General features: G+C 59.3%; 12 protein-coding genes and 1 tRNA gene. 8 read left to right on the forward strand and 5 right to left on the reverse strand.

The window, feature by feature from the left end:
* From VF436_RS06320 to VF436_RS06330, 3 genes are all read left to right on the forward strand, one after another.
* A partial coding sequence (locus VF436_RS06320; RefSeq protein WP_330903158.1) for a filamentous hemagglutinin family protein occupies window positions 1-1,564 on the forward strand: 1,564 nt, incomplete at its 5' end.
* A 120-nt stretch (window positions 1,565-1,684) separates the two neighbouring features.
* Entirely contained in the window at window positions 1,685-2,059 is a 375-nt protein-coding gene (locus VF436_RS06325; protein ID WP_330903159.1) for a hypothetical protein, read from the forward strand.
* 431 nt (window positions 2,060-2,490) lie between these two features.
* Window positions 2,491-3,897 (forward strand): substrate-binding domain-containing protein, encoded by a 1,407-nt coding sequence (locus VF436_RS06330; protein WP_330903160.1) that lies wholly within the window; start codon window positions 2,491-2,493, stop codon window positions 3,895-3,897.
* 107 nt (window positions 3,898-4,004) lie between these two features.
* Here VF436_RS06330 and VF436_RS06335 read toward each other — a convergent pair whose 3' ends face one another.
* Complete coding sequence (locus VF436_RS06335) at window positions 4,005-6,458, reverse strand: TonB-dependent receptor (protein ID WP_330903161.1); 2,454 nt, start codon at window positions 6,456-6,458, stop codon at window positions 4,005-4,007.
* A 275-nt stretch (window positions 6,459-6,733) separates the two neighbouring features.
* On the opposite strand from VF436_RS06335, the gene VF436_RS06340 reads away from it, so the two are divergent.
* From VF436_RS06340 to VF436_RS06350, 3 genes are all read left to right on the forward strand, one after another.
* Window positions 6,734-7,195, forward strand: coding sequence for a DUF3574 domain-containing protein (locus VF436_RS06340; RefSeq protein ID WP_330903162.1), 462 nt, complete (start codon window positions 6,734-6,736; stop codon window positions 7,193-7,195).
* A 41-nt stretch (window positions 7,196-7,236) separates the two neighbouring features.
* Window positions 7,237-8,814, forward strand: a complete 1,578-nt coding sequence (locus VF436_RS06345; protein ID WP_330903169.1) for a hypothetical protein — start codon at window positions 7,237-7,239, stop codon at window positions 8,812-8,814.
* Between the two features lie 65 nt (window positions 8,815-8,879).
* Window positions 8,880-9,284: a globin gene (locus VF436_RS06350; protein ID WP_330903163.1), complete on the forward strand. Its 405-nt coding sequence runs from the start codon at window positions 8,880-8,882 to the stop codon at window positions 9,282-9,284.
* 204 nt (window positions 9,285-9,488) lie between these two features.
* Here VF436_RS06350 and VF436_RS06355 read toward each other — a convergent pair whose 3' ends face one another.
* On the reverse strand, window positions 9,489-9,833 hold the full coding sequence (locus VF436_RS06355; RefSeq protein ID WP_330903164.1) for a lipid-A-disaccharide synthase N-terminal domain-containing protein: 345 nt from the start codon (window positions 9,831-9,833) through the stop codon (window positions 9,489-9,491).
* Between the two features lie 132 nt (window positions 9,834-9,965).
* Here VF436_RS06355 and VF436_RS06360 point away from each other — a divergent pair.
* A tRNA-Val gene (locus VF436_RS06360) sits at window positions 9,966-10,040 on the forward strand.
* A 94-nt stretch (window positions 10,041-10,134) separates the two neighbouring features.
* Here the strand turns inward: VF436_RS06360 and metH are convergent.
* The 3 genes from metH to VF436_RS06375 all read right to left on the reverse strand — a co-directional run bounded on the left by metH (window position 10,135) and on the right by VF436_RS06375 (window position 14,931).
* Window positions 10,135-12,822, reverse strand: coding sequence for a methionine synthase (metH, locus tag VF436_RS06365; protein WP_330903165.1), 2,688 nt, complete (start codon window positions 12,820-12,822; stop codon window positions 10,135-10,137).
* 96 nt (window positions 12,823-12,918) lie between these two features.
* Window positions 12,919-13,992 carry a homocysteine S-methyltransferase family protein gene (locus VF436_RS06370; protein WP_330903166.1) on the reverse strand — a complete coding sequence of 358 codons (1,074 nt, stop codon included), beginning with the start codon at window positions 13,990-13,992 and terminating at the stop codon, window positions 12,919-12,921.
* A gap of 3 nt (window positions 13,993-13,995) precedes the next feature.
* Window positions 13,996-14,931: a metalloregulator ArsR/SmtB family transcription factor gene (locus VF436_RS06375; RefSeq protein WP_330903167.1), complete on the reverse strand. Its 936-nt coding sequence runs from the start codon at window positions 14,929-14,931 to the stop codon at window positions 13,996-13,998.
* A 272-nt stretch (window positions 14,932-15,203) separates the two neighbouring features.
* Here VF436_RS06375 and VF436_RS06380 point away from each other — a divergent pair.
* A partial coding sequence (locus VF436_RS06380; protein WP_330903168.1) for an acyl-CoA dehydrogenase family protein occupies window positions 15,204-16,134 on the forward strand: 931 nt, incomplete at its 3' end.

The raw sequence follows: 16,134 nt of genomic DNA on the forward strand, positions 1-16,134 counted from the left end.
CTACGATACGTCGCTGACTTTGCACTCCAGCCTGTCCACCTCGAATTTTGTTCCTGCCGCCATCGTGCAGGGTGGGCCCGGTACGTTGCAGGTTCAGGCCGGGCGCGATATCGGTCCCCTCACCAACGAAGCGGAAACGGTGCAGGCAGGCATCGATACGGGCAATTTCGATTTCGTCGTCGATGGGCATATCCAGACGGGTATCGACAGCGTCGGTAATGCATTCAATCCCTATCTGCCAAACGAGGGGGCCTCGGTCCAGGTGATCTACGGCGTCGCGCCGGGTATTGATCAGGCTGCCTTCATTGCGAAGTACGTCGATCCGTCGGCAGGTGTCGCTGGTATACCCAGCTTGACTCCTGATCTGGTCAGTTTCATGGATGAGTACGTGGCGGGTCTGGCGGTAGATACCGGGTTGGTCAAGGACAAGGCCAACGTCAACCTGACCACCGAGCAGGCTTGGGAGCAGTTTCAGCAGCTACCCGGCAATGTGCAGTTGATCTTCGTGCAAAAGGCTCTCTTCAAGGTGCTGGCTGAAGTGGGGAGCGACAATAACGATCCTTCCAGTCCGTTCTACGGCCAATACGCTCGTGGCTATGCCGCACTCTCGACGCTGTTCCCGGCATCGCTGGGATATACCGACAATGGCAATGGTGTCGGTGGCATCAATGGCGCGCAAAAAACCGTGGATACGGGTGACCTGGATATTCGCAATACCACCATCCAGACCCAGCAAGGCGGTGACATTAATATCCTGGGTCCTGGAGGTCAGGCGTTGCTGGGAAGTACGGCATCGCCGCCAGTCACGGTCGACCGCTTCGGAAACACGGTCGCGGGCCCTAATGACCTGGGCCTGCTGACACTTCGCCAGGGCGACATCAACATCTTCACGGATCGCAGCGTGCTGCTGGCACAAAGCCGCATCTTTACCGAACAGGGTGGTGACATCGTTGCATGGAGTTCCAATGGCGATGTCAATGCCGGCAAGGGTGCAAAGACGACTTCCGAAGTGCCGCCGTTGATCCTGCTGTGTGACATCGATGCGTTCTGCAAGCCCGCGCCGTTGGGTGAGGTCAGTGGCGCAGGTATCGCAACGCTACAGTCGGTGGCGGGCTCGGAGCCCGGTAACGCCTTCCTGATGGCTCCACGTGGCACGGTGGATGCCGGTGACGCGGGCATTCGTGTATCCGGTAATCTGGTGGTGGCCGCGGCACAGGTAGCCAATGCAGACAACATCCAGGTGCAGGGGCAGAAGATCGGCGTCCCGATCGCCCAGTCCATCAATGTCGGCGCCTTGAGTGCCGCCAGTGCGGCAGCCGGTGCGGTGAGCCATGTGGCTGAAGATATGGCCAACAAGCAGCGCGATGACGCTCGTAGCCAGCAGCCGTCGATAATTTCCGTGCATGTGCTGGGTGCGGGCGGCGATGCAAGCAGCGGCTTGCAGAGTGCTGGCAATCAAGGTGGCTACGATCAAGATAGCCCAGTGCAGATTCTGGGCGCCGGGCAGTTGACTGGCGCAAAGCGCAAGGCGTTGACCTCCGAGGAGCAAAAGCATCTCGAGTGAGTGATGCGACGGAACAGACCGGCTTCACAGGGACGGCAATGGGAGTGTTGCGATGGCAAAGATAAGTCCACTTCGTGTGGTCAAGACATTTGTGTGCCTTTTTTTCGTAAGGGCATGCCTATGAGCGATTTACACGTCATGGCGCAGACGCTTCGTCAGTTATTCGATGCGCGCCAGTATCAAGTGGCCGATTGGTTCATTGACCGTTGTGACCGAAGGCAATTGGAACAATTGCTGCGTGATGCTAACGCGGTAATTACGCTTCGTATTGACTATGTCGTCAAGAAGCGTTTGCAACGCCGCTCGGGTGTTGAGGCGGCCGTTGGTACAATCGAAGCGCTTCCTTATGTATTGAATCTGTGGTGCAGGGAAGGGCGGCGTAGCGCTGTCAGGTCGGTGCTGGCGGAACTTGACAGCCGACAACTTTGCGCCCTGGGTGAATGCATGGATCTTGACCCGGAAGTTGCGTCGATGTTGCGCGAGTTTCACCAATAACCGAAGCATCGGTGTTGGATCTCCTATCTTAGTGAACTGATATTTTTCGATCCTCGATCTGCGCCGGGATTTTCCTGGGTTCCTGACATGCTTCACATAATTGCGAGGTCCGCTCTAAATGATCCAAAATTTTATACGCGAAGATCATGATTGGCTGCCTGTATCTGCTGAATGGATGGTGGTCGGTGTTCATGTTTTTGTGATATTGGTCTCAATAAGTCGATTTTTTTATTGCGTGAAGTGTTTTGAAAATATTTCCATGTAATTATTTTCATCTTTATTTAACTTGGTAATATTCGTGGAATAAATGGCGACTTTTTTAATTCATGGGGGTGTCATTGCAATGAGCCATAAATAGCCAGCCTCCAATTCCGGAGGTTACTATGCATTGGGGATACACCATGTCTGGAATGAAGATGGGAAATACCCGCATGAAGCTGCTTGCGGGCGCAATCCTGTTCTGCGTCGGCAGTGTGATGGCTACCAGCGCCATGAGCACAAATTTGGCCGGTGGCGGCGCCACTCTGCCTGCCGGCGCTTATGTCGGCTTTGATTTCATCAACAAGCCGACCACAGGTGATTCGGCCAAGCTATCGCAGGGTCCGGTGGACTCATCGTTCTCGACGCCCTCGTATGGCGCGAACGTGCTATCCAATTCCCTGTTTGGTGCTTGGGCCACGACCAACAATGTCAAGATCAGCTACTGTCAGACCGGTAGCGGCGCAGGCAAGCGCTTTCTGAATGGCGATTCGACCGGCACGCTGACCGCTACCGGCACCTGCGGTCCCAACAGCGGCACGCCTGCGCTGGCTGGCTTCGACATCAGTGCAACCAAGTTTCCGAGCTCGCAGAATCCTGACTTCATTGCTTCGGATGCTCCGCTGAGCCAAGCCGAGTACACCACCTTCGTCAACAACAAGGCTGCGCACGTCGAGCCGACGCAGTTCCCGGCCCTGGTGGGCTCGATTGCCATCATCTACAACATACCTGGCCTGACTGCGCGTCTGGACCTGACTGAGTCGCAGGTGTGTCAAGTATTCTCCGGCAAGGCTGCTACCTGGGGCGCCGTAACCCCCGCTCTGAAGGACGTCAACGGCAACACCGTGACCTTGCCCAACCCCAGCTTGCCGATCAAGATCGCCTTCCGTTCGGATGGAAGTGGCACCTCGTTCAACTTCAGTAACCATCTCGCTGCCAACTGCGGCAGTGCCGACGTGGTCGGTGGGCACTTCGATACGGATCAGACCTGGAGCGCTGCGTCGCCTGCCACGAGCGTGATCAAGGACCTGATCGGCTTCCCGACCAGTTCGAGCGTCTTGCTGCCGTCCAATGGCAACCCAGCGGTGGTCGCGGCCGTGGCCGCCAACTCGGGTGCCGTAGGTTACGCCGAGGAGGCGAACGTCCTTGCCGCGCCGTCGTCGAGCGTGCAGACCGCGAAGATCACGGGCAAGGACCCGGCTGCCGATCTGGTGACTACGTTCAATGCCCCTGCCGGTTCGGTGGTGGCTGACCAGGCGATCACAGGTATCAGTGCTACCGGTACGCCGACCCTGGCCGCGCTGACCAGCGTTCCGGGTCAGGCGAGCTGCGTTGCCGTGGTCAATCCGAACAGCTATGCAAAGGGTGTCACTGCGGGCGCGGGCTACCCGATCGTGGCCGTGACCTACCTGATGGCCAATAGTCGCGGCAATGCCACCAATGTGGCCACACTGCGTAGCTTCCTGCTCAATCCCTATGGCGCACACACCGGCGTGACCACCGTGGGCACAGGCACCGGCTTTGCGTTTCTCGGCAATGCGGGTATTACCGCTGCTCGTGTGAATGCCTGCATCCAGTAATGGAACAGACATGGCAGAGATGCCTTGATTTTTGCTGTATCCGATAGAGGAAAAGGGCGCATGGAGCGCCCTTTTCCTTTTGGATCACCAAGTGCTGCGCATGCAGGTCAAAAGGTGTAGCGCACCCTGCCATACCAATACGCGCCATTCGTGCCGATCGGCGAGATCACGTCGTAGGGAAAGTTTCCACCGTAGTTGATGTCGCTGTTCGAGCGCGTCGGATACTGGTTGGTGATGTTATAGCCGCCCAATGCCAAGCTGAGTTGCCGGGTGGCGTGATATTCGGCTTCGGCATCGAGTTGCCAGCGTGCGGCATAACGTTGGACAGGTTCATATCCGTCGCCAAAATCGAACACGCGCACAGTCGCTCCCTGCCGTGTAACACGACTCAGCAGGCTCCAGCGGCTGTTATCCCATTTGGCCGTGAACGAGCCGCGTTGCCTGGGCGCCGCATCGGTCAGCGTATTGCGTTCTTCATCGCCGAACAGCACGTTGCCAGCGCCGGTAGCCGCCAGTTGCTCCGGGGTGGCGCGTACACGAAGAATGTCTGTGTTGTTGTGGCTGTATGCCGCGGTGAGAAGCAATTGGCCGCCTGCCAACGGTACGTGATAATTGCCGACCAGTTCAGCACCGCGTGTGCGTGTATCCACGGCGTTGGTGAAGAACGCGACGCTTTGGACGCCGGGTACGCCAAAATGTTGAAGGATGTAATCCTCCAGGCCCGCGCTATCGATGGTCTCTGACAGCGTGACGCGATTGTCGATATGGATCTGGTAGACATCCAGGCTGAAGTCGAAGGCGCTGCCGATCTGCCCGGTCACGCCGAGGCTGAAGTTGCGGGATTTCTCCGGCTTTAGCGATGTAGCACCCAGGCCCCGGGCAAGAGGGTTGTTGACCGACAAGATGCGCCCGGTCACCAGCTTGCCGTCAGCACCGTAGCCGCTGGTGGTCGATTCGAAGCCGATCTGGCTCAACGAGGGCGCGCGGAAATTGGTGGATGCTGCACCGCGTAGCGCGAATCCCGGCGTGAATTCCCAGCGGCCACTCAGTTTGCCGCTCCAGTTGCCACCGAAATCGCTGTAGTGCTCGTAGCGGGTTGCGGCGTCCAGAAATAGATGTTCGGTAACGTCACTGGATAGCTCTGCGTAAAGTGCCTTGACCTGGCGAGTCAGATGCGCGGCATCCTGGGGTTGCAGGCCGCCGCCTGCCTGGGCGCCAGCCGGCGCATCCACGAGGAGGCCGACGGCATAGGAGGCCGGGTCGCCGGGCCTGGTCTGGAAGCTTTCGTGCCGAAACTCACCGCCAAGTGCGAGCGTTGCCGTGCGGCCGCCCAGGGCCAATTCATGGGTGGTGTCCAGGTTTGCGCTGGTCTGATCAAAGCGATAGTCGGCAATATGGAATGACGTCGGGCTCGCCGGACCGAGTGATGCATTGAGCGAATCACGCAAATCGTAGTCAAAGGCGTTGCTACCCCAGTTCAGGCTGCCGTCGTAGCTCCAGTCGCCCCAGTTGCCGCGCACACCGCCTGCCACCTGCGCATCGCGGTTATGCCCTACCGATTGCGGCAGGTAGCCATTCGGGTAGATCGACGGCACGTTGGCGCTGCTGTCGGGGTAGCGAAAATAGTTGTCACCGATGGTATGGCGCTGGGTATAGGTGCCAAAGCCATAGAGGTTGGCGCTGGCACTCAAGGGTAGCTCGGCATTGAACCAGCCGTTGTAGCTCTCACTTTGCGGATCGCCAGCGATGTAATTGCGCTTGCCTTGAAGGGCCAGATTGGCTGGCGTGGGATCGGCGATGAAATCCGGTACGGTATCGAAACCGGCACGATTGGTTGCGTTGTGATGGCTGGCTTCGAGGCCGCCATCGAAAAAACCGCTGCCTGCCAAGTGGGTACCAAAGCGTGCGCTGGCAGAGCTGCTCTGACCATCGGTGATGTTGCGGTCGGTTGGACTGAAATGCGTATGGTTGGCGCCGTAGTTCGCTACAACTTCGCCGCCTTCCGTGGCGTCGTTGAGAATGATGTTGACCACGCCGGCGATTGCATCGGAGCCGTATTGTGCACCTGCGCCATCGCGCAATACTTCGACGCGCTTGATGGCGCTGATGGGGATGGCATTGAAATCCACGGGCGTCGTGCCGCGCCCGATTTTGGTGTCGGTATTGACCAGGGCCGACGTATGGAATCGCTTGCCGTTAACCAGGACCAACACCTGGTCAGGCGACAGGCCACGCAGTTGTGCGGCGCGTACGTGGTCTGAACCGCCGGAGTTGGATTGGCGTGGAAAGTTGAAAGATGGCAGCAGGGTGGCGAGTGCCTGGCCAAGTTCTCCGTTGACCGCGCCCGCCGCGCGCAGGTCTTGCTGGGTGAGTACGTCGATAGGCGCCGGTGATTCCAGTGCCGTGCGGCCGCTCGCCCGCACGCCAGTGACGACAACCTGGTCCAGTGTTTTTGCCTGATGATCGTCTGCATCCTGGGCTTGGGCAGCGAAAACGGAAAGGCTGGCGGCGAGGGCAAGGTACAGGCGGTCATGCCGCATACGTCGAGCGGAGCGATACATCGGATTTCCTTTGAGATAAGAGCCCGTCCCGCGCATGCGGGGAAGCCCTGGGGCGCCAAAACGCCAGCTATCGGCCAATCCAGTGGTAGTGGCTACATCGCCGGGTCAGGCAAGGCGAGCCTGGCGAGTAAAAAAGGCATTGCGTCACGAGAGGCACCCAGTAGGCCGTGTTGTCGCCATGGCATGGCGTGAAGACCCGGTGACGTATTTGTTGCATTGCGGTGCCGGGAAGTCAATACTTTCAGGAGATGATTTCTAGACGTATGGATGTCCAAATGGTTTTTGATAAAACGCTACGTCATAAGCTTATGCTGCTCGCTTTGCTGCTTCCGCTGACGGCATGCGCTGAACTGCGATCGGTGCCGACGTCCACGTTGCAAGGAGATAGTGCGCATCCTGCCAAGGCATCACACTGGGTCGATACCAGGCTGTATTTTGGGCTTGGGCTGGCTGACGAACCGCATTCAGGTGTCAGCGAGCAGGTCTGGCGCGAGTTTCTGGATAAGGAGGTAACGCCACGTTTCCCCGATGGTCTCAGCGTCGTCGATGTCTATGGACAGTGGCAGGGCAGACAACAGGCTACACCCGAGCGGTTGCGCTCGAAGATGCTGGTCATCGATTACCCTGATACGCCTGAGAACCAGGCCAAGGTCGAGGCGATCCGCGTGGCCTGGAAACAGAAGACGGGCGATCAGTCAGTCTTGCGGGTCACACAGCCAGCCGACGTGTCGTTCTAGCGTCTCTCTTGTTTCGTGCCAGGATCATTGCCTTGAACAATATGCACCGCCGATGGCTGACACCGGGCGATCTCAATGGTTTTCTGGGGCTTGTGGTGGACAACCTGTCCATCATGGCCTTCCTTTCGACCGCGTTGATCGGCATCTTCGGTTTCCCGGCCGATATCGTGTTCCTGCGCATGTTTCCCGGCACGGCCCTGGGTGTTCTGTTGGGCAACATTGCCTACACGATGATGGCGCAGCGCCTGGCCCGCCGCACCGGGCGCCAGGATGTCACCGCGATGCCTCTGGGCCTGGATGCGCCGACCAGCATCGGTCTTTCGCTGCTGGTGCTGGGGCCGGCGTTCGTCGGATTCAAGCAAGCGGGCATGGATGCACATGCGGCAGGCGAGGCAACCTGGCAACTGGGCATGGCTTCCCTGGTGATCATGGGGGTGCTCAAGACGGTGCTCTCGTTCTTCGGCGCGGCGGTGCAGCGCCACGTCCCCCGTGCTGGCCTGCTTGGCTCGATTGCTGGTATTGCGCTGGTGTTGATGGGGTTCTTGCCGCTGGTGGAGATTCTCAAGGTGCCGCTAGTGGGTTTTGCCGGCCTGGGTATCGTGCTTTACGCACTGGTTGCCAAGGGGCGCATGCCCGCGGGTTTGCCCGGCGTCCTGGTGGCTGTGCTCGTGGCAGCCTTTCTCTATTACGTATTCGGACCGCTCGGCTGGTTGGGGACAGGCTATCACCAGCCACCCGCGTGGCAATGGCGGTTTGCGCTACCGTGGCCCACCTTGCAATGGATTCATGGCCTGGCTTATGCCGCGCCTTACCTGCCATTGATCATGCCGTTTGGCCTCTTGATGGTAGTCGGAGGCATCAACGTCACCGAGAGTGCCCGCGCGGCAGGCGACGACTATGCCACGCGTGACATCCTGCTGGTGGAGGCATTGGCTACCCTGGTAGCGGGGTTCTGCGGTGGTGTGGCGCAAACCACGCCCTATATTGGCCAACCTTCGTATAAGGCAATGGGGGCTCGTCGTGGATACACCTTGCTGACAGGCCTGGTGATCGGCTTGGGTGGGATGCTGGGCTACGTATCCAACCTGGTAGAGCTGGTGCCCTTGTCGGTGCTGGCACCGATATTGGTATTTGTCGCGATCGGCATCACCGTGCAGGCGTTCGAGGCTACGCCCATGCGTTATGCGGCTGCGGTGGTGTTCAGTTTTTTCCCGGCGATTGCCCGCATGGTCACCATCAAGCTTGGCGATCCCACGTATGTTTCATCCGAGCATTTTGCGGCTCTCTACAACGACCAATCCCATGGATTGTCCGAATTGGCCGTGATCGCCATTCTCGGTAACGGCTTCATTATGACGTCGATGCTTTGGGCGAGCGCGGTCGTGGCGCTGATTGACGGGCGCACGGGCAGGGCGGCATGCATCCTGTTGCTTGGAGCGTTGCTGACATCGTGCGGGCTCATCCATTCGGTCACGCTCGCCGGTGGTGTTTATGTCCCATGGATGCTGGCTGCGCCCGAGCGGACCATGGTCTGGCAGTTTGTATCTGCCTACGGAGTATTGGCGATAATTTTGCTGTTGTTCTCATTGCAGAGAGCGAAGCCTGAATTTGCGGATTGATCCAGGTCAAAACTGTCGCGACAGAAGATGTGCATCATGCGCAGTCTTTGATGCTGACGACACCCATGTCCGACGATTTCCTCGACTTGCAGACCAGCTATGGCCGTTGTCTACGGCAAGGCGGGTTCATTCGCTATTTCTATGAGCTGTTCATGGACAGCCACCCCGAGGTGCGGGAGCTGTTTGCGCAGACCGATTTCGGGCGACAGGATATTGCGTTGCGTCGTGGCATCAGTGCAGCTATTGCGCATGCCGGCGGCAGCAACCTGGCAAGACAGACCATGGAAACCATGGCTCACGTGCATTCCCGGGATGGACGGGCGCCTGTATCGCCTGAGCTCTATGGCTACTGGATCGATGCCCTGATCAAGGCCGTCGAGGCATTCGACCCGCAATACACGCCGATGCTGGGGCAGCGCTGGCGTACTGCGATGGCGTCCACGGTGGGGTATTTCGTGCAACGGTTCTAACGCTGTCGGCCGCGGCCCAGGAGTTCAGCCACACGCCGTGACTTAGGTCGCCCCTTGGGGTTTTGAGTTCCAATCTGCAATCACGTTGCATATGGCATCGCGAATAAATTCGCTCTTACCAGATAAAGCCGGCCATGATCCAGCCACAGATTCGAGCTCTGAACGTCCAAGTCGCGACCTGAGTCGCTCCTACGGCGTGAGGGGCTATACCTCGCTTTCGATCAGCGCCTTGCGACGGCGCACTTCTTTCAGGTGTACGACCAGGTTATAGACCGATACGAAGGTGGGGAAGAAGTTGGAAAGAATGCCTACCGAATCGTTCTTGCCAACGATGAAATATGCCAGTAGCAACACGCTACCGCAGACCGATAGCCACCAGAACGCCAATGGCATGACTACCCGCTTGAGTTTGCGGGTGTAATAAAGTTGAACGAACCAGCGGCTGGTAAACATGACCGAGCCGGCGTAGCCCACGGCTTTCCATGGGGTCAACTGGAAGCGGTTGATCGCTTCGACGATATGGTTGATCTCGTGCTGGAGGAAGTCCATGAGAGGAGCCGGGAGGGGAAAGCCGGGCATTCTACCAATGCCTTGAGCACCTTACCTGCGGGTCCTGCCTGGGATATGGACTACGGGGCATTGACGCCGGCCGGGAAGTCCCTATAATGGCGCGTTCTCGGCGGGCGGTTAGCTCAGCGGTAGAGCACTGCCTTCACACGGCAGGTGTCACAAGTTCGATCCTTGTACCGCCCACCACCGATACTCCAGAGACCAGCCCTTAAGGCTGGTTTCGTCGTTTTGGAGGGGGCGGGCCAAAAGCGACAGCGTGCGTGCGACGTCCCCCCGAGCCTCACTCCGGGTCGTAATCCAGATTAGGCGCCAGCCAACGTTCGGCTTCCTGGCGTGTCCAGCCCTTCCGCCGCGCATAGTCGTCGACCTGTTCGCGAGTGAGGCGGCCCACTACGAAATACTGGCTTTGCGGGTGGGAGAAATACCAGCCCGAGACCGCCGCGGTGGGATACATGGCGAAGCCTTCGGTCAGCTCGATGCCGGTGCGAGCGGTGACATCGAGTATCCGAAACAGGTTGGTTTTTTCGGTGTGGTCGGGGCAGGCGGGATATCCCGGTGCCGGGCGGATGCCTGCGTACTTTTCTTCGATCAGGGCTTCATTGTCCAGCGACTCATCGGCGGCGTATCCCCAGAATTCGCGCCGCACTCGCTCGTGCATACGCTCGGCGAAGGCTTCTGCCAGTCGATCGGCCAGGGCCTTGAGCAGGATCGAGGAATAATCATCGTGACTTGCCTCGAAGCGGGCCACATGGTCTTCGATGCCTATGCCGGCGGTGACCGCAAAACCTCCCAACCAGTCACTTTTGCCGGCGGCCTCGGGCGCGATGAAATCGCTCAGGCAGAAATCAGGTCGGTCGGCGGGTTTATCGGCCTGCTGGCGCAGATGGTGCAGTCGGGTGGTCCTGCCCTCGCCGATGTCGATGAGGATGTCGTCATCAACGCTATGCGCCGGCCAGAAACCGATCACGCCGCGAGCGGTAAGCCAGCGCTCGGCAATGAGGGTGTCGAGCATGGCCTGCGCGTCGGAGAACAGCTCGGAAGCCTGTTTACCAACGATCTCATCATTGAGGATGGCCGGGTAGCGGCCTGCTAGCTCCCAGGCCTGGAAGAATGGGGTCCAATCGATGTAGCGCCGCAGCTCGGCCAGGTCGTAATCGTCGAATACGGTCAGGCCCGGCGTACGCGGCTGTGGCGGTGCGTAATCGCTCCAGTCGCACTGCCAGCGCTGACCGCGCGCTTTCTCCAGTGATACCAGTGTCTTGCCCGTGCCGCGTTGCTTATGACGCTCGCGAATTTCCGCATATTCGGCGCGGATCTTAGCCATGAAATGATCGACCAGTTCCTTGCTGACCAGGGACTGGGCTACGCCCACGGCGCGAGAGGCGTCTTTCACCCATACCGTGGGCGACTTGTAATGCGGCTCGATCTTTAGTGCCGTATGCGCACGCGAGGTGGTGGCGCCGCCGATCAGCAGGGGAATCTGGAAATCCTGCCGTTGCATTTCGCGCGCGACCTGAGTCATTTCTTCCAGCGATGGCGTGATCAGCCCGGACAAGCCGATGATGTCGGCATTTTCTGCGCGTGCTATGTCGAGGATCTTCTGCGTTGGCACCATCACGCCCAGATCGATCACTTCGAAGTTGTTACATTGCAGCACGACGCCGACGATGTTCTTGCCGATATCGTGCACATCCCCCTTGACCGTGGCCATGACGATCTTGCCATTGTTCTTGCCTGCATCGCCGCCACGCCGCTTCTCCTCTTCGATAAAGGGGATCAGGTGAGCCACGGCGCGCTTCATCACGCGGGCAGACTTGACGACCTGTGGCAGGAACATCTTGCCGGCACCAAAAAGATCGCCGACGACGTTCATGCCTGCCATCAAGGGGCCTTCAATGACATCCAGCGGGCGTATGGCCGACTGGCGTGCTTCCTCGGTGTCTTCAACCACATACTGGTCGATGCCGTGGACCAGTGCATGGCTGAGGCGATCGTGTACCGGCTTTTCGCGCCAAGCCAGGTTCTCGACAACGACTTCGCCTTTCTTTGCCTTGTAGTTCTCGGCGATTTCAAGCAGACGTTCAGTGGCATCGGCGCGGCGGTTGAGCACCACGTCCTCGACGCGCTCGCGCAGTTCGGCAGGCACATCGTCGTAGATCATCAAGGCGCCGGCATTGACGATGCCCATGTCCATGCCCGCCTTGATGGCGTGATAAAGGAACACCGAATGAATCGCTTCTCGCACGGTGTTGTTGCCGCGAAAGGAGAACGAGACATTGGACACGCCGCCAGAGATATGTGTATCAGGGAAGCGCCGCTTCAGCTCGCGTGTGGCCTCGATGAAATCCACGGCGTAGTTGTTGTGTTCCTCGATGCCGGTGGCAATGGCGAAAATGTTCGGATCGAAGATGATGTCTTCGGGCGGGAAGTCCAGCGATTCAGTCAGCAATTTGTAGGCGCGTGAGCAGATCTCGACCTTGCGTTCGCAGGTATCGGCCTGACCTTGTTCGTCAAAGGCCATCACTACGACGGCGGCGCCGTATTGCTGCACCTTGCGAGCATGGTCGAGAAACAGCGCTTCGCCTTCCTTCATTGAGATGGAATTGACGATGCCCTTGCCCTGCAGGCAACGTAAACCGGCCTCGATTACGCTCCATTTGGACGAGTCGACCATCACGGGGACACGTGCGATGTCCGGTTCGGCGGCGATCAGGTTGAGGAAGCGGGTCATGGCCGCTTCCGAATCGATCAGGCCCTCATCCATATTGACATCGATGATCTGCGCGCCGTTGGCTACCTGCTGACGAGCGACGTCGACCGCCTCCTCGTAGCGATCTTCCTTGATCAGTTTCTTAAATTGCGCCGAGCCTGTGACATTGGTGCGCTCGCCGACGTTGACGAACAACAAGTCCGGTGTCAGAACAAGCGGTTCAAGACCGGACAGTCGGGTGTAGCGGGTGGCAGTCATGATGTGGCGTCTTTCGCGAGGCATGCGGGCTCACGGCCCATGGGAGCGAGCGAGTCAGGACGGGAATAGATGAGAGTACAAGTCATGTCGACTGGTCTATGCCGCTTGCTGCGCGTCGCCAGGTAGTGACCGTGGTGCATATTGGCTGACGGCTTGCGCGATGGCGCGAATGTGCGCAGGCGTGGTGCCGCAGCATCCGCCCACCAGATTGAGCAAGCCATCGCGTGCAAAGCCGCCGATTACCGATGCCATCTGTTCGGGCGTTTCGTCGTATTCGCCAAAGGCATTGGGAAGGCCGGCATTGGGGTGAGTACTGATGAAACAGCCTGCCGACTGCGCCAGCGTCTGTACGTGTGGCCGCAGGTCTGCCGCGCCCAGGGCGCAGTTGAGGCCCACCGAAAGTGGTCGTGCGTGCTGCACGGAGTAGTAGAACGCTTCAGCGGTCTGCCCGGATAGCGTCCGCCCGGAGCGATCGGTAATCGTGCCTGAAATCATCACCGGAAGGCGAAATCCGCGTTGCTGGAATACTTCACTGATGGCGAACAGTGCGGCCTTGGCGTTCAACGTGTCGAAGATGGTTTCCACCATCAACACATCGGCGCCGCCATCGATCAGGCCACTGGCCGATTCGGTGTAATTGGTGACCAGTTCCTCGAACGTTACGTTGCGAAAGCCTGGGTCATTGACGTCGGGCGAAAGCGATGCGGTGCGGCTGGTTGGGCCAAGCACGCCGATGACAAAGCGTGGCTTTTCCGGCGTTTGGAAAGCATCGCAGGCGGCGCGCGCGAGCGCTGCGCCCGCTTTGTTCAGTTCGTAGGCCAGATGTTCGAGGTGATAATCGGCCTGGCTGATGCGCGTGGCGTTGAATGTATTGGTTTCCACCAGATCGGCGCCCGCATCGAGATAAGCCTCGTGCACGCCGCGGATGATCTCCGGCTTGGTCAGCACGAGCAGGTCGTTGTTGCCCTTCAGGTCGCAACTGCCTGGGTGATCGTGATGGTGCAGGCTGTCATGGCCTTCGGCAAAGCGGTCGCCACGAAAACTGGCCTCGTCCAACGAGTGGCCTTGCAGCATGGTACCCATGCCACCATCAAGAATCAGGATGCGCTCGCGCAGGGCAGACATAAGAGCTGCCACGCGTTCGGGGTGCTGCCAGGGCAGTTGGCTCATGCTTCACTTCCTCGCTGGTTTACGCGCCAGCAGGCTGATGACTTCGAAGTGGGGTGCCTTGCGCTCGCGGCTCAGGCGCGTGCACTGAATGACATCCAATGACGCGGCAGCGGCGAAGCTGCCCAGTTCGTCACTGGAGAAGCCAAGGTTGCAATGATCGAACGGCTCGACCACTGCACGGTGATCGTGCTTGCCCAGGGTGACGGCCAGCAGCTTGCCGCCGGGGCGCAACACGCGTGCAGCTTCCGATACGGCTTTAGCGGGGTCTTGGGCATAGGTGAGCGCATGCAACATCAGTACGAGGTCGAAGCTGGCCTCATTCAATGCCAGTTCCTGCATGTCGCCTCGTTCTACCTTCACATTGGGAAATGGCTTCAAGCGGCCACGCGCCGCGTCCACCACGCGTTCGCTGCTGTCGACACAGACGATGGAACGGGCGTGGGGGGCCAGCAGTTCGGCGGTGAGCCCGTCGCCGGAGGCGATATCGAGCACATCGCCGGTTTCCAGCAGTTGCAGCAGTGCACGCGCGACCGTTTCCCAGGTGCGGCCCGGCGAATAATGGCGCTCCATGTCGCCAGCTACCGTATCGGCCCAACCCTGTTCGCGCGCGCGATGGGCAAGTACCCCGGAAAGGCGCTCGGCATCATCACGCAGCAAGGCGTCGTCGATCGTGTCGCGCAACGACTTGAGCAATTCGTGTTGCTTCTGATCGCCTTCGCTGTTGGCGCGGTAATACGCCGAAACGCCGGCTCGGCGGTCGCGCACGAGGTCGGCTTCCTTGAGCTTGGCCAAGTGCGTGGATACGCGTGGCTGAGCCAGGTGCAGGACGGCTGCCAGTTCGGCCACAGTCAGTTCTTCGCGTTCCAGCAGGGCCAGCAGGCGCACCCGGGTAGGGTCCGCCAGCAGGCGCAGCACGCTGGATGCCGTGGCCAGATCCATCGTGGTTATCCTTGTATCTCGATATAGAGATATAAGGCTAGGGCCGATGCTGCGTACCGTCAAGGGCTGAACGGATAAAAACGGCTTTGATTATCCGCCGAGGGACGTGGCTCCTCGAAGATGTCAGGGGCCGATCCGGAGCATGTCGCGAGACCAAGGAAGGCGGCGCATGTCAGCGGGCGAGCGCTCGTGCTGCATTCGCACAAAGCAGGTGAGCCAATCTCGCTAAAATAGCGAGCTATCTCTCGATCCCCTCTCATGGAGTTCCCCTCATGGATTTCAGCTTTACCGAAGACCAGCTTTCCATTCAGTCCATCGCCCGGGATTTCGCGCAAAAGCGCATTGCGCCGGTGGCCGCGGAGCTGGATGCCAAGGGCGAGTTCCCGCTGGACAACATTCGCGAAATGGGCCAGCTCGGCCTCATGGGTATCGAAGTGCCCGAAGAGTACGGCGGTGCCGGTATGGATCCGATAGCCTACGTACTGGCGATGATCGAGATCGCTGCGGCCGATGCGGCGACCTCCACGGTAATGTCGGTAAACAATTCGTTGTTCTGCAACGGCATCCTCAAGCACGGTACCGAGGAACAGAAGCAGAAGTACGTGCGTGCGATTGCCTCGGGCGAAGCCATTGGTGCCTATGCGCTGACCGAGCCGCAATCGGGCTCGGATGCCTCGGCCATGCATACGCGCGCCACGAAAAACGCCAACGGTGACTGGGTCATCAACGGTAAGAAGAGCTGGATCACCTCCGGTCCGGTGGCGCGTTACATCGTGCTGTTCGCCATCACCACGCCGGGCATCGGGGCCAGGGGTGTTTCGGCCTTCATCGTCGATACGCAGTTGCCAGGTTTTCACGCGGGCAAGACCGAGCCCAAGCTCGGCATTCGTGCCTCGGCGACCTGCGAAATCGAATTCAGCGATTACATCTGCCCGAAGGAAAACCTCCTGGGTGAGGAGGGCAAGGGTTTCTCCATCGCGATGGGCGTGCTCGATGCCGGGCGTATCGGTATTGCCTCGCAGGCCGTGGGTATCGCCCGCGCCGCCTACGAAGCCACCCTGCAATGGTCGCGCGACCGCAAGGCGTTTGGTCAGCCGATCGGTACTTTCCAGATGACACAGGCCAAGATCGCCGACATGAAGTGCAAGCTCGATGCTGCCACGCTGCTGACGCTGCGGGCGGCATGGACCAAGGGCGAGGCGG

Origin of the sequence: Dyella sp. (assembly GCF_036384435.1) — a bacterium.
Lineage (GTDB): Bacteria > Pseudomonadota > Gammaproteobacteria > Xanthomonadales > Rhodanobacteraceae > GSA-30.